This window comes from Limnothrix sp. HT2024 (genome assembly GCF_059138625.1).
Window position 1 is genome coordinate 582090 of sequence record NZ_CM181121.1, and the last position, 14921, is coordinate 597010.

The window sequence follows — 14921 nt, forward strand, 5'->3', positions numbered from 1 at the left end:
TAGGGGCGCACCGATGCGCGCCCGCAATGTCGCCAGCCTTAAAAAGTGCCAGCCAAGGCCGAAACGCACCGATCGCACGCCAAAGGATGTTCCTCAATCGTGCCGACCGAGGGCGAATAGTTCCAGCAGCGATCGCACTTGTGGCCCTCGGCATCCACCACGCCCACGCCCAGCGGCTCCGATTCAAAGCTGTATTTCAAGCCCTGGAGCCGATCGACCCCATCGAGCAATTCCACTTGGGAGGTGATGAACAAATAGCGCAATTCATCGACCCCATTCGTGTCATCGCCCAGGGACGAAACCGGGTTGAATTTTGACAGTTGATCGCGCAGGGAATCATCGGCCACATAGAGCAGCAACTTGGCTTCTAGGCTGGCTCCGATCGCCCCGTCCTTGCGGGCTGCTTCCAAGACCTTGTTGGCTTCGGTGCGGATTTGGCGCAAGCTCTGCCACTTTTCCGCGAGGGCGGGTTGCGACCAGGCGGGATTGATCGCCGTCCAACCGGCTTGGAACACCGATGGATGGGATTTGGTGTAGGGAATCGCTTGCCAGATATCCTCGGCCATGTGGCAGAGCACCGGGGCGATCGCCTTGGCCAGGTTTTCCAGGGCGATCGCCAACACCGTTTGGCAACTGCGACGACGCACGGCGGCCGGCGCACTGATGTAGAGCCGATCCTTGGCGATATCTAGATAGAAATTCGACAGATCCACCGTGCAGAAATTTTGCACCGTTTGGAAGAATTTGAAGAATTGGAAACTGTCGAAGGCTTCCGTAATGTCGCCAAACACTTCCGAGATTCGATGGAGCAAATAGCGATCGAGTTCCGGCAGTTGATCGTAGGGAACCGCATCGGTAGCCGGGTCGAAATCGTGCAGGTTACCTAACAGGAACCGCGCCGTATTCCGGATCTTGCGATACACGTCGGCCATCTGTTTCAGGATTGTTTTCCCGATCGGCACATCGGAGGAATAGTCCACCGACGAGACCCACAACCGCAGCACATCCGCACCGTAGGGCGGGTTTTGTTTTTGATCCTTGCCGCCGTTGATGATTTCCAGCGGGTCGATGATGTTGCCCAGGGATTTGCTCATTTTGCGGCCCTGTTCATCGAGCGTAAACCCGTGGGTCAGCACCGTTTTATAGGGCGCATGGCCCGAGTTGGCGACGCTGGTGAGCAGGCTCGATTGGAACCAACCCCGGTGTTGGTCGGAGCCTTCTAAATAGATGTCGGCGGGATAGCTGAGGCCGCGTTGTTTGACCACCGCCGCCCAGGAGGAACCGGAGTCGAACCACACATCCATCGTGTCCGTGCCTTTGCGGTAGGTGCGACCGTTGCTGCGGTAGGGTTCCGGCAACAGGTCGGCGATGGGCAGTTCCCACCAGGCATCGGAGCCGCGATCGCGGAAAATGTCGCGCAGATGGGCGATCGTCTCGCCGTTCATCAGCACCTCGCCGGTTTCCGCATCGAAAAACGCCGGAATCGGCACGCCCCAACTGCGCTGGCGGGAAATGCACCAGTCCGATCGCTCGCCCACCATCGACTCAATCCGGTTTTGGCCCGTGGCCGGAATCCAGCGCACCTCCCCGATCGCCGCCATGGCTGCCTCGCGGAAGCCATCCACCGACGCGAACCACTGCTCCGTGGCCCGGAAGATCGTCGGCTTCTTGGTGCGCCAATCGTAGGGATATTTGTGAGCGTAGGGTTCCCGCTTCAGCAGCGATCCCGCTTCGGTCAGGGCGTTGATTACCGCGTCGTTGGCATCCTTCAGCACGTTTAACCCAGCAAAGGGGCCCGCCTCCTCGGTGAAGTTGCCCCGATCGTCCACGGGCGACAACACGCCTAACCCGTACTTTTGCCCGGTGATGAAGTCCTCTTGACCATGGCCGGGAGCCGTGTGCACCAGCCCTGTACCCGATTCCGTGGTGATGTATTCGCCGCCGATCACCACGGGTGAGGTGCGATCGAATAGCGGATGTTTGTACTGGCAATGCTCCAACACCGCGCCCTTGAACGTGGCTCGCACCGTCAGGGCCGCCCCAAAGGTAGCCGCCAGCGACTCCGCCAAATCCTTGGCCACCACCAGATAGCGCGGCAGGCCCGCCAGTTCCCCGGCCCTGTCCACCACCGCGTAATCCAGCGCCCCATTCACGGCCACGGCCAAGTTGCCGGGGATCGTCCAAGGGGTCGTGGTCCAAATCGCCACGCCCAAATCCGCCGCAAATTCCCCCAGCACCGGTTGAGCTGCCGCGCTCAGTTCCGTCACCCGAAAGGCCGCGTAGATCGACTGGGAAATGTGCCCCTCGGGATATTCCAACTCCGCTTCCGCCAAAGCTGTTTGGGAACTGGGACTCCAATGCACGGGCTTCAGGCCGCGATAGATGTAGCCCTTGGTGAACATTTCGCCAAAGACTTCCAGTTGCGCCGCCTCGTATTCGGGCTTCAGGGTCAAATAAGGATCATCCCAATCGCCCCACACGCCCAGGCGCATGAATTGGGTCTTTTGGACTTCGACCTGTTCGAGGGCGTAGGCTTTGGCTTTTTGGCGCAGGGCGATCGGGGTGAGGCCGGCGCGTTCGTCTTTGCCCAGGGATTGCAGCACTTTCAGTTCGATCGGCAGGCCGTGGCAGTCCCAACCGGGAATGTAGCGCCCTTTGCGGCCGCGCAGCAGTTGGTAGCGATTGATGATGTCCTTCAGGGTTTTGTTGAGGGCATGACCCATGTGCAGCGTGCCGTTGGCGTAGGGCGGCCCGTCGTGCAGGGTGAAGGGTTCGCCGGGGTTGCCTGCTGCCAAGGTTTCGTAAATGTTGGCTTCTGCCCAGAAGGCCTGAATTTCCGGTTCGCGCTTGGTGGCGTTGGCCCGCATGTCGAAGGCGGTTTGGGGCAGGTTAACGGTGTCCTTATATTGGCTTTCGGCCTTGGCAGTTTTGTCGGCAGTCACGGCGGTGTCGCTTGCGTCATCAAAGGGTTGCAGTCCCTAAGATTCTACCGGCTGACGGCCGGGCTGTCCGAGAGAACACCAACCGGGATAATTAGAGATGAGTACAATGAGTTGTACGGCCATATCAGCCGACATTTAGGGAGTTGAACAATGGACGCGATCAGCTATTCAACCGTGCGAGCGAATTTGGCCAGCACGATGGATCGGGTTTGTAATGATCACGAGCCGATCATTGTGACGCGCAAGGGACAGCCTGCGGTGGTGATGTTGTCTCTGGAGGATTACAAGGCGCTGGAGGAAACCGCTTACTTATTACGGAGTCCGGCAAATGCGAAACGTTTGTTAGGGGCAATTCAGCAACTATTAGCAGGCGGTGGTGTTGAACGGGAATTAAGCGAGTGAAACTGATTTTTGCAGAAGCCGCCTGGGAGGACTACCTCTATTGGCAAGCGCAGGATAAACGGATGTTGAAGCGGATTAATGAGCTAATCCGCGCGACCCAGCGCGATCCTTTTTCAGGCATTGGCAAGCCGGAACCACTCAAACACGCTCTGGCTGGCTTTTGGTCACGCCGAATCACGGACGAGCACCGAATGGTCTACAAAGTCGAAGAAGACGCGCTTCTTATAGCCCAACTCCGCTATCACTACTGATGCTAAACAATGACCTAGTGAGGACTGATCGGGCTATGATTTACAGAAGTCACTTCTAACCTTCAAGACTGGAATACCAACATGAAAGCCAATCTCCCTCAAGAGCTAACTGCTCATCAGATCTTGGCTCCCGTCAGTGGTCAGATTACACACTTACCTGAAGGTCGGATTGCTTCGCACATCTCGGGAATACAGCGTCGTGACTTCATTTTAGACGTTGAATTTGTCAACCCTTGGTCTACTACAGAGCAGCACTGGAATAATTGTATTTATTTCAGAAAAGAAGTTCGAGTATTTGTTGACTCAGATGGACGAACAGGATATGGCTGGTTTGATGAGAGGATGGTCTGGCATATGACCCTTTTCCAAGGTGACTACCAACTAAAGCTGAGAGAAGGAGAATCAAACCATTACAGACTAGTGTGTTGCGGATGTTTGGGGATGTTTTACATTAATGGCAACTTGGTGGGTGATTTAAACTTGTCAAGCCAAATGGCGAATGGAGTAATTTCTATTGGCATGAGCGAGAAGCGCTATACCCGTGATGGCTCAATCACAGAGTTTAGGAATTTAACAATTTATGAGGTCTAGCCGTAACGTCTGAGTTGAGTTTATATCGTTCTCACGCAGAGCGCGGGAACGATGCGAATAAGCGTTGCTTCGGCTGAATATCACGCGATCAGGGAGTTGACCCGTCGGTAGATTTCAGTTAACGGAACTGAGAGTTGCAGATTGTTTAACCAGAGCGCGGCATTGATTTCCCCGTAGCTGGTGAATGTCCAAACCGCCGCATCCGTTTTGCAATAGTGCTCGATGTAGGGTTCGTCAGCACTAACCAACCAATAATCTTGGAAGCTGGGGAGCGATCGATATTTGCGGAATTTTTCGCCCCGATCGTACCGCTCCGTTGAAGGCGACAACACCTCCACAATCAAACTAGGATTCAGAATTTCATCATTGAGATCGCCGTGAAATTCCGGCTCCCCCTGCACCACCATCCCATCCGTATAAGTGCAGCAACGATAGTCAGGAATCCAAACCCGCAAATCGCTGTTATACACCTGCCAATCCGTATCCCGCAGCGCAAAATGCAGAAACGCCACCAGGTTCACCGCAATTTTGCTATGCGCCTCTGATCCACCCGCGATCGCCCCTCGAATTCCATCGTGATAGTCATGCCGTTGCTCGGCGATCGCTTCCTGCTGCCAATAATCAGCCAAAGACAGGCGATCGCCCCTCGACGGCGGCAAACTTGGAGCGGATGGGGTTGACGCAACCATAGCGAAACCTGAGGGAAACGGGAACTTTAGGTTAATGCTTAGCTTAGCAAGGCGATCAAGAGGCTGCGGGTCGGTGCTATTGATTGCCGAGATTGCGCAGAATTTGCGTTGCGATCGCCAATTCATCCAGGGAAGTTAGGGGCGAAAAAAGTCGCGAAAGATCGTAACAACGACGCGGTTGCTGTTGCAATTTTACAAAAAACATTTCATCCTCATTGGTGACAAAACCAAAACTGGGGCGATCGGGATCAGGATTCGCTGCCAAATAAGCCAATGATTGAGGCAAAGCTGTCCACACTGAAAGAGCCGTTTTTTTGGACTCAATCACCACGATCCAGAGACGATCGCGCAAGACCAACACATCCAAACGACTTTGCAGGATTTCATCCCCATCCCCGATCGCCAATTCCACCGAGGGTTCCGCACAAATTTGAAACGGCGGATCGTAAAAGCCCGCGATCGCCAACAGGGGCGAAGTCAGCAACAGATTCACCGTTCCTTCCAAAAGTTGCCCAGCCGATCGCTGATAGAGATATCGTCGTCGCAATTGTGCCAAGGCCACGCGATCGCCCTCCGACAATGGCGGTAAACAATCGCGCCATTCCGTGAAGAAATCGCCGCCCTCTTCCCAACGCGCCAGTGCCAGGGCTTGTTCTGCAACCGCCAGACTTGTGATGGCATCAGTAACCGCGATCGACATGAAAGCAACCGTTAGAAATTGTTAGCATTGCAGCGCTGTTCTGGTAACCGAAGCCGATCGCCTAGATTTGGCTGAATTCCATGGGCGATCGCCGGATCAATGATCCCAATTACTAACCGTTAGGAGTTGACCGTAAGCTAACTAGTATCCCAAAGCGGCTTGAATTTTTTGCTTCAGCGTCTCGGCATTAAAGGGCTTGACAATGTAGTTGCTCACACCGGCTTCCTTGGCAGCAATCACACTTTCCGTTTTGGATTCCGCCGTTACGATAATGAAAGGAGTGGTGCTTAGCTTGCTGTTAGCTCGCACTTCTTTTAACAATTGCAGCCCTGTCATTGGCTCCATGCTCCAATCCGCAATAATCAGCCCAAACTTGCTCTCCCGCAACTTCTGAAGGGCGCTAACACCATCACCCGCTTCTTCAACATCGTCATAACCAATCTGCCTCAGCAAATTCTTGATGATTCGGCGCATGGTGGAATAGTCATCAACGACTAGAACTTTCATCTTCTGTTGCTCCCATGGGTAAAGGAATGGTGAGCCATAAAGTCTATGCTTGGGCGAAGGATGTAGCGCTTGGCAAATTTGACTATGATGGCCGTGATAATGAATGAATCTTAATAGATTGGATTGGTTAATGAAGCTAAAAACATCGAGACTCAAAATTAATTTATGTTTTTTAATTTTTTGGATATCAATCTTTTAGATTTCAATCTTCTGGCTGAATTGTTTCTGAATTTGCCGCTTCCAAGTTGGCTAAATTAACTGGCTCAATGTCCTTGGGTTCGATCGCCTCTGCGGAGATCGACTGGTTACCCGATCGCTGATATTTGGCCCAGAGGGGATGGGGCCGGCCGGCCATTGCATCGGAGTCGATCGCGCCGGGGCCCAGGGCCGCCCGCCAAGACCAGGTTTCCGGCAAGGGGTCATATCCTCCCGGTTGGAAGGGATGGCAGCGCAGGATGCGGGCCAAGGCTAGCAGGCCGCCGCGCCCGAGGCCAAACCGCTGAATCGCCCCGATCGCGTAGTGGGAGCAGGTGGGGTAATAGCGACAGTTGGGGCCCAACAAGGGCGACAGCAAGACTTGGTAAAGGCGTACCAGCCCGATCGCCAGTCGGCCAGGGAGCGATCGCAACAGGGAAATCATGTCTCATCCTCCCGACCAATCAAGATCCAAAAGCCCGTTTAGCGAACTCGTTCAGCTAGCCCATTTCACTACTCTATTTCAGCTTACGGTTTAGGGTTCCGCGAGCCATCCACATGGGCAGAAATCCACAGAATCAACCATCTCAATTCTGGTTTTTCAGAGAATTTTTGAGCAGTATTTTAGGCATAGGTCAAACAATAATCGTTGCCGGGGCAAGGGGCTTAAGCCCCTTGTCTTCGCAGTATTTTAGGCATAGGGCAAGCAATAATCGTCGTCGGAGCAAGGGGCTTAAGCCCCTTGTCTTCATGGTTGGTGAAACCTGTTTGGTAGCTGTTTAGGCTTTTGAGATATCCTCTCAGGCGTGTTTTTAGAAGGCTTGAATCCATTCTTTGATTTCGTATTCTGTCCAAATACCGTTTTCCCAATAGGGATCGGCTTCGATGAGCTGACGAATGGTTTCTTCGCTGTCTGCTTCATAGATGCCAAATACTTTGCTGTTGTCTTTGGTGGGGCCCAGGGTGATTAAAATGCCTTCTGCTTTTTGCTTGGCTAAACCGTCCAGGTGCGCTTGTCGATAGGGAGTGCGTTTTTCGAGGGCATCTTCACAGTAGCTGCCAAACAAAATGTATTTAGCCATAGTTCAAGGGTTGCGATGAATTAGGGGTTTTGGGGTTGCCCATGGGATGGGAAAGCGAAAGCAAGCATGAAAGCGGTGGCTGAACGTGGCTCTTTTCAGCCACCGCCTTCAGGCAACTTAGGAAGTGGATTTGGGATGCCAAACCCCATGGAATCCGAGGTTAATCGGCTGGGGAAGGGCTAAGCGGGCGATCGGGGCATCATCTAGCCGATCGCTCTGCCAGATGCGCAGGTCGCTGCAATCCCGGTTGCCATCATAGACCACGCTCAGGATCCAACCCGATCGCCCGTCGCCGGCCGGATCGGCCACAAACAACGGCTCAGAAGGATAGCATCCTGATTCTAGGCTGGCATAGGTGATGCGATCGGTTTGGGCATCGTGGCGGGCAATTGTGCCAAATTGTTCCTGTTTGAAAGTTTCGGGGCGATCGAGGTCGGGCCGATGGGCCGAAAAGTAGCTGTAGCGGCTGGGGGAGCCAACTTCGCTGGGGGCCACGGTCGGAAAGTCCGAATGGCGATCGAACAGGATTCGTTGATCGAGCAATTGCCGACGCTGGAGATCGAACCGTAATTCCACGTATTGGGATGTTGCGAGGGTGGTGATTTTGCCGCTGGCCACTTCCTTCAGGTGTTGGTTGGTGGCAAAGTCCGGGTAACGCGCCAAGGTCAGACTGATGGAGCGATCGGGATTTTGCCAACCGTTGCCAAAGTGCCACTGAAACCAAGGTTCCGCCTCGATGGTGGCGGCGAGGGTCAGGGTTTCGCGATCGACAAACCAAACCTGGGTGGGGCGATCGCCCTGCCACTTCATCGCATCACTGAAGCATTTGAAGTTCAACAGCGCTGGCAACAGTTCCAAACTCAAGGGCGGAATGCAGAAGACCAGATAGGGCCCCGCCAACACACAGTCATGGATCAGGGACAGGGACGGTAGCGGCAGTTGGCGTTGGTTCAGGAGGCGACCGGCGCGATCGAACCGCAGCAAGTTCAGCTTGGGACGGGGGCCCGGCAACGCTCCAAAGTTATAGATTTCGCCCGTCACTGGATCCACTTTGGGGTGGGCAGAAAAGGCTTGACCCGGTTTCAGCACCCCATCCAGGGAATCGGGGCCGATCGTGGTCAAGTTGTCTAAATCCAGCGCATGGGGCCAACCCCCTTCCCACAGGGCCAGCAGTCGATCGCCCCAGGGCAACACGGAAGTATTGGCCGCATTTTTAAGATCGCGCCCCACCCGTTGCCACCAAGGTTTTGGAGCCAGTTGCCCGTAATTAGCAAACAACCACCGATCGGCTGCTTCTTCCTGTTCGTAGGCCGCCGTTTGCACCATCCGATAGGTGGCTCGGGCCTGGGGTGGGCCTTGGGGTTGATCGGGCGATCGCCCAAAATGCACCGCCAACACCGCCCCATCTCCATCAAACCAATGGCCCGTGGGCTGTCCCGATCGCACCATTCGGCCCGGCCCGTTGCGGTAAAGCGTGCCTTGCAAATTTTCGGGAATCGCCCCAGCGGTCACCGTCAAGGGAGTGAGCGGAAATTCGATCGCCGGTCGCCGCACGGCCGGCAACCATTGGGGATCGCGACTCGTCTGAGCTTGCTCTGTTGCCAAAACCATTGATCTTGCAATCTCCTGGCGAATGATGGCCTGTGTTTCGCGGTTCAGCGCTGTCCTAGCATCAATCTGGGATCAGGCTCTGGGATCAAACTCTGGGATCAGAATCTGGAATGAATCTCAGGAGCGATCGGCAGACGTTCCTAAGAAGCCGTTGCGCGATCGTTTTCCACTTCCACAGGCGGCACGTTGGGTAATGTGCAGCAGTTGACCTGATCTAGGCAAACCTTGCCCCACTGCAACGCCCAACGCACCAAAGCCACCCGATTTTCGGTTCTGGTTTTGGTCAAGATATTACTGATGTGGTTATCAACCGTTCGCTTGCTGATCTCTAACTGCTCCGCAATGTCTTGGTTGGTTAAACCAGCAGCCACTAGCTCAACAATTTGCAGTTCGCGATCGGACAGGGAGATCCAGTTATCCATGGGACGGTAAGACTTTCCGTTTGTTGAATCCGTATATTTACTTATTGTCCCCCAGTTGCTTGCGGCCTGGGGAAACAACAACCGGGCCAAACGCCCCGTTGCTTTAGCAACTCAGATCCCTATGAGTGTACTTGACGATTCTTAACATGCCCATGGGGCACGAGCCGATCGATCCCGGCGGCCCTAAATCCAGCCCCGCAACCAGTAAGCCACCATCCCCACATATTCTTTAATGGCCCGGGTTGTGGCCCGCAAATTATCCGCATCGGGCAAAAAATTCAATGCGATTCCCTCAGGAGAACTGCGCCGCTCGCGCTCATCTTGATCACTGAAGAGAAAATCCGTGGGAGCCGCGATCGCCTCAATTCCTAGCTTGCGAAAAATGGCGATCGAGCGGGGCATGTGCATCGCTGAAGTCACCAACAACACCCGCCGCAGCCGTTCTCGCTCCAAAATTTTCTTCACCTCTTCGGCATTTTGGCGCGTGTTCAAGGAATTGGGATCCTGCAACATATCCTCACTCGGAACCCCCATCGCCCCCGCCAACTCCGCCATGGCCGCCGACTCCGGCTGACTGCCCCCACCTCGCCAAGCAACCCGGCCACCACTAAAAATCAGCTTCGGAGCCTTGCGATCGCGATAGAGCTTCACCGCATAGAGGGTGCGATCGCCCTCATCGGCCAGATCAATCCAGGGGCGAGGTGGCTCCGTGGACTTAATGCCCCCGCCCAAAACCACGATCGCATCGGCCCGGGGCAGGTCACCGGAGCCGCCAGTCTGTTGCTGAAGCACCAGGGCCCGCGACTCCAGCGATCGGGTCAGGGCCACCGCCACCCACCCATTCGCCGCCGTCCACAAAATCACCAGCGCCAAGGCTACCGCCCAAGCCGCCCAACGCCCGCGCCGCATTGACAGCAACACCAACGCCGCCACCATCAGAGCGCAAGTTAGCCCCAGGGGATAGAAAAACAGCGGCAGCAGCTTCGATAAAAACAAAAACATGGGCAGCGACGGCAAGGGTGAAAGCGAGGACGAAAGCATAGTTCATCATTCATAATCCGCCTTTGCTTGTCAATCGCCGTTTCAGCTTCTAATCCAGAACAAGGCAACGAAATTAATGAGTGATTTTTAAAGATTCGGCACAAAATTCAAAGTAATTCCCAAAAAGGTATTTAACCTAAAAATTACTAAAGCGAGTTGAATCTTAATTGTTGATTGATTTTTGATTGATTTTCGGCAAAACTTAAAATTCAGATTAAATTCTTGATCGTCTACCATCGAAATTGTCAAAAATACAGCCTTTACCTCAAACGATTGGTACGTCAGATCGCAGATGCCATGAAGCTGTTAATCGGTGAGCAATGCCCACCCCACAGCTTTCTGTACTTGTTAAGCGAGGTAAAGGCTGTATTTAGAAAATCATTAATTAAGCAAAAAGCATTGAGTATCAATCAATTCACAATCGCATGGATCAAAATGCTTAACACGGGCTTAACCGTTCATTGAATAGAAATTAAATGAAAATCAAGCCAGTCGATTCAGTGAAATTCAAGCTATAATTATTGCCGATTATTTTCGGCCAATCACTTTTGATTGGTTTTAATCGCGCTCAGAGTAATTAAGATTACCCTTTTAATCGGTTTTCAGAATTAGTCTGCTGGATTGGCTCAATGAATTGAAATGGGATCCTATGCAAACATCGATGACCTTGCCGGAACCGATAACCTTTGAAGCGGCGATCGAGCTAACGCAAGAATGGCTCGATCGCTGGGCTACTGGATCCTGGACAACAGCAGAATTTGCAACGGCGGCAGCTCAGTTAGTCGCCAATGTGGCCGGGGCCCGTGGTTTTTTTGTGGTCTATTTGACCGACGAGCGATCGATTGTGGATCCTGCGCCGGAAGCCCTTGTGGTCACCCTTGCTCAATCGCCAGACCAGGTGTTGGAACTTTTGGTGAAAAACCTGGCCATGGCGGCGGCCATGGTGGTGATTCACGAGCGATCGGGCGATGGGGCCATGGCTGACCAATCTCGCCGCACCAGCCGCCGATCGGGCAACCTGCTTCAACAACTGGATCAGTATTTCGCTGCCCATCCGATCCTCCTGGCAAAAGCCGCCAGCCCTTCCATCACAGAGCTGTTGCATCAACTCCGAACCGCAGCCACCGAGCAAACCGGGCCCTTCGCTGACTTCCTGGAACGGTGGGGCTATGACGATTTGCAACGGCGGGCGATCGTGCGGGCGATCGAGCATGTGGGTGTGCAGCCGGGTCGCTAGATCAACGGCCAAGCGTTTTCGATCAAAAATCCACTCAGCCACTCAACCAGCGGGGAAATTTATCCCCGATCGTCGCGCTCATCTGGGGCCTGGGGGCGATCGGTCTCGATCGCTCAAATCCTCAACCCGACGGGAGAACCCCATTGAGGCAAGGGGCTTCAACCCCTTGTCTTCATTAAATTTCAAGCGCTATTACCCACACTGATGCCAACACTCAAACTTTGAGATTAACTTTGGAATTAATTTCGGAATTATTGTGCCCGTTGTTACCAGGTTTACCTTGTTTACCCTTGCCTGGAACTTCCAATGCAACTCCGTAGAATTGCTTTTCTTTTGGGTGCTTTTTTTAACTCAACACTTGGAGGATGTTTGGAAAGTATTTTTCGGCCCGTGCCAAGCACCAATAGTTGTGGAAGGGGCTTAAGCCCCTTGCCTACGTCGATACTTGGAGGATGTTTGGAAAGTATCTTTCGGCCCGCGCCAAGCACCAATAGTTGTGGAGACAAGGGGCTTAAGCCCCTTGCCTACGTCGATCACTGGAGCGGACAGAGTAGCAATTTTGGCTTTTCAGACATTCCCTTAGACTAATTAGCTTTTATTTTCTAATTGATTATTTAGAATAATCGATCCTCGAAATCCATGACAAGCTCCAAAAAATAATTCGATGGGTAACCGAAAGTTATAAGATGCAAGGCTACCGACGGTAAAACACAGCCTCCACAGTCAAAAATCATTTTGATAATCTCTATCCACACCTTGGTGAATATTTGCGATTCATCAGTCAACTCATTCACAAATCAACCCATTCACAAGTAAAGGCATCACAAGTCAGCTTAAAAAGCAATGGAGATCTCCCTGAAATTTCATTGGGCGATCGCTATATCTGTGATTTTTGCTTAACGAAAGTTCAAAATCAATGACACAAGAAACGATCGTGACCCGAAGCAAACAACCTTGGGGTAATCGTTGGCTCGCGTGGATTCTGGCCATGCTGGTTGGTGTGGGGGTTGTGCTCCGATTTAGCCATCTCGAAACCAAAGTGTATTGGGGTGATGAAGTATTCACATCCTTTCGGATTGCGGGCTACACCCTTGCGGAAGTCAACAGGGAACTGCTGGATGAGCGCCCCCGCACCGTGGCTGAACTGCAAGCCACCTATCAGCAACCCCATGGGCAGCGATCGATGAATGACACCATTCGATCGCTCGCGGAAGATGATCCTCAACATCCCCCTTTTTTCTATATATTCGCCAGGGTTTGGGAGCAAATTTTAGGCAGTGAATTGGGCACAAAACGAGCTTTTGCAGCCCTTTGTAGCCTATTGCTCATTCCCGCATCGGCCGGCATTGCGGTGGAGTTGTTTGGTAGTCCGTTGGCTGGCTGGATTGCGGCGGCCATGGTTTCCCTGTCGCCATTTCACTTACTCTATGCCCAAGAAATGCGGGAATATGGCCTTTGGGCGGCCATGATTGCTCTCACCGGTTGGCTGCTGTTGCGGGCACTCAGAACGGGTGGCATTTGGGCTTGGGTTGGGTGGAGTTTATCGCTCACCCTGTTGCTCTATACCCATCTGTTTTCAGTCCTAATTGCTGGGGGATATTGCTTGGTTGCGGCCTATTGGCTCTGGCGATCGAGTCAGGCAGTTCCGGCTGATCAATTGACTCTCACGAGATCATCTTCTGCGGCTAATCAATCCGCAATAACCGAGCCAGTTGCTCCGGCAAATTCTCCCCCAGCTTCGCTGCTCAGGCAATGGCAATTCTTTGGAATCAGTACCCTCAGTGCTGGTGTTTTATTTTTGCCTTGGATCATTGCCACTCTCCAAAACCTCAGCACCATTTCCCGCACCAACGGATTCACCGCCCAAGCCGTTCCTTTCAGCACATTGCTTTATAACTGGTGGCTGAATCTGGCCCGACCATTTGCAGATTGGGAGCCAACAGGACAGATTTTGAGCAGCCCGATCGCGGCGCAGGGAATTGTCTTGGGTATTGCCATTTTAGTGGCCATTAGTTTTTGGAACTTAGCTTATCGTCAACCGCTTTTAAGTCGATTGTTATTGTGGGCCATGATGGGATCGCAGGGCTTGGCATTGGTGATTTTAGACCTCAGTCAAGGAGGATTTCGATCGACCATTATTCGCTACCTTGCGCCTTGTTATTTGGGCTTGCAACTGACCATTACGGGTTATTTGTCAACGCTTCTGTTGCCAAATGCCATTCCCGATCGCCCTGCCCAACGCACTAATAGTTCATCCAAATTTTTGTTCATCAAGCAGAGCATTGGTCAGAAGATTCATCACATTCATCAGCGGCTCATTGCCTATAGTCTTTTGGGTGTTCTTTTGATTGCGAGCGGCAGTTCTTGCGCCATGATTCTACCTGCCAACACTTGGTGGAACAAACAAGGGAGCTATGCAATTCCTCGCTTGGCTCAAGTCATCGAACGCTATGAATCACCTTGGGTTATTGCTTACGACACCATGCCGCGAATGTTCTCCCTCAGCTATCACCTCAATTCTCGAGTCGTGATGCAATTTATACATGCTCAATCACCTGTAAATGTGCCATCCAATTATGATCTTCTGTTGTTTCGCAGTTCCCTTGAGGTGCGCGATCGACTGCAACGTTCTGGTTGGCAGGTCGATCGCCAATTTCAAACCAACACCATCTATCCCTATCTATCTCCCCTGGACGAACAAGCTCAACTTTGGCTGGATTCGGCGCAGCGCAATTCCCTGCTTCCTTGAACGGGCCTTCAACTGACCAAACCTCGATTGGGCGCAGTCAAACTCGATCAGTCTCAATGAATCTCGATCCATTCCAACTCATCCAGCCAAGTCGAAATTCATTGGGATTGATCCAACCCAGCCGTATCAGGTTAAGGGGAACTTTACCGGATTCGGTCTGTGTCGCCTGTCTAGTTAGTTATCAGTAATTTTGAGGGATAATGAGACCCAGAGGGGTGAATGAGTGCTAGAACAAATTTAGGTTGTTGCAGGAATTTTCCATGCGATCGACCATCGTCTAGCCCGTAATGGAGAAAGCAACAAGTTTGTTCTTCGTCTTCGCCAATTCGGATCACCCTCGAATTTAATTGCTTCGTAATGTATAAAAAAGCTCTTTGCTATCACGGAAATAACAGTTTAATGGAAATTAATAGGCATTTCAGCAAAATCATCAGTGAGAATTGATACAACTCCTTCGTCCTAGATTTGCAGCACCCTTGGGCAGCTCCAATCGGCAGCAGCA

14 protein-coding genes are annotated in these 14921 nt (G+C 52.6%); 5 read left to right on the plus strand and 9 right to left on the minus strand.

Annotated features, from left to right (window positions below; translation table 11 throughout):
* Positions 1 to 38: 38 nt before the first annotated feature.
* On the minus strand, positions 39 to 2867 hold the full coding sequence (gene ileS, locus AC2IAX_RS02425; protein ID WP_494390258.1) for an isoleucine--tRNA ligase: 2829 nt from the start codon (positions 2865 to 2867) through the stop codon (positions 39 to 41).
* A 225-nt stretch (positions 2868 to 3092) separates the two neighbouring features.
* On the opposite strand from ileS, the gene AC2IAX_RS02430 reads away from it, so the two are divergent.
* The 3 genes from AC2IAX_RS02430 (at position 3093) to AC2IAX_RS02440 (ending at position 4186) form a co-directional block, all read left to right on the plus strand.
* Positions 3093 to 3344, plus strand: a complete 252-nt coding sequence (locus AC2IAX_RS02430) for a type II toxin-antitoxin system Phd/YefM family antitoxin (protein WP_494389178.1) — start codon at positions 3093 to 3095, stop codon at positions 3342 to 3344.
* Positions 3341 to 3595 carry a Txe/YoeB family addiction module toxin gene (locus tag AC2IAX_RS02435; RefSeq protein ID WP_494389179.1) on the plus strand — a complete coding sequence of 85 codons (255 nt, stop codon included), beginning with the start codon at positions 3341 to 3343 and terminating at the stop codon, positions 3593 to 3595. The genes AC2IAX_RS02430 and AC2IAX_RS02435 overlap by 4 nt, the downstream gene beginning before the upstream one ends.
* An 81-nt stretch (positions 3596 to 3676) precedes the next feature.
* Positions 3677 to 4186, plus strand: a complete 510-nt coding sequence (locus tag AC2IAX_RS02440; protein ID WP_494389180.1) for a hypothetical protein — start codon at positions 3677 to 3679, stop codon at positions 4184 to 4186.
* Positions 4187 to 4266: 80 nt separating this feature from the next.
* On the opposite strand, the gene AC2IAX_RS02445 is transcribed toward AC2IAX_RS02440, so the two are convergent.
* The 8 genes from AC2IAX_RS02445 to AC2IAX_RS02480 form a co-directional block, all read right to left on the minus strand.
* Entirely contained in the window at positions 4267 to 4875 is a 609-nt protein-coding gene (locus tag AC2IAX_RS02445) for a Uma2 family endonuclease (protein WP_494389181.1), read from the minus strand.
* Positions 4876 to 4951: 76 nt separating this feature from the next.
* Positions 4952 to 5575, minus strand: a complete 624-nt coding sequence (locus AC2IAX_RS02450) for a type I restriction endonuclease subunit R (protein ID WP_494389182.1) — start codon at positions 5573 to 5575, stop codon at positions 4952 to 4954.
* 141 nt (positions 5576 to 5716) lie between these two features.
* The gene (locus AC2IAX_RS02455) at positions 5717 to 6082 is read right to left on the minus strand and encodes a response regulator (protein WP_494389183.1); all 366 of its coding nucleotides are present in this window, start codon (positions 6080 to 6082) and stop codon (positions 5717 to 5719) included.
* Between the two features lie 202 nt (positions 6083 to 6284).
* Entirely contained in the window at positions 6285 to 6722 is a 438-nt protein-coding gene (yidD, locus tag AC2IAX_RS02460) for a membrane protein insertion efficiency factor YidD (RefSeq protein WP_494389184.1), read from the minus strand.
* A gap of 367 nt (positions 6723 to 7089) precedes the next feature.
* Positions 7090 to 7359, minus strand: a complete 270-nt coding sequence (locus tag AC2IAX_RS02465; RefSeq protein WP_494389185.1) for a YciI family protein — start codon at positions 7357 to 7359, stop codon at positions 7090 to 7092.
* 117 nt (positions 7360 to 7476) lie between these two features.
* The gene (locus AC2IAX_RS02470) at positions 7477 to 8970 is read right to left on the minus strand and encodes a carotenoid oxygenase family protein (RefSeq protein WP_494389186.1); all 1494 of its coding nucleotides are present in this window, start codon (positions 8968 to 8970) and stop codon (positions 7477 to 7479) included.
* A gap of 140 nt (positions 8971 to 9110) precedes the next feature.
* A complete protein-coding gene (gene pedR / locus AC2IAX_RS02475; RefSeq protein WP_099534603.1) occupies positions 9111 to 9392 on the minus strand; it encodes a photosynthetic electron transport-dependent transcriptional regulator PedR in 282 nt (93 codons plus the stop codon).
* Positions 9393 to 9575: 183 nt separating this feature from the next.
* Positions 9576 to 10394, minus strand: coding sequence for a YdcF family protein (locus AC2IAX_RS02480; RefSeq protein ID WP_494389187.1), 819 nt, complete (start codon positions 10392 to 10394; stop codon positions 9576 to 9578).
* A gap of 688 nt (positions 10395 to 11082) precedes the next feature.
* Here AC2IAX_RS02480 and AC2IAX_RS02485 point away from each other — a divergent pair.
* Positions 11083 to 11670, plus strand: a complete 588-nt coding sequence (locus AC2IAX_RS02485) for a sll1618 family protein (protein WP_494389188.1) — start codon at positions 11083 to 11085, stop codon at positions 11668 to 11670.
* Between the two features lie 988 nt (positions 11671 to 12658).
* Positions 12659 to 14419: a glycosyltransferase family 39 protein gene (locus tag AC2IAX_RS02490; protein WP_494389189.1), complete on the plus strand. Its 1761-nt coding sequence runs from the start codon at positions 12659 to 12661 to the stop codon at positions 14417 to 14419.
* Positions 14420 to 14921 lie beyond the last annotated feature (502 nt).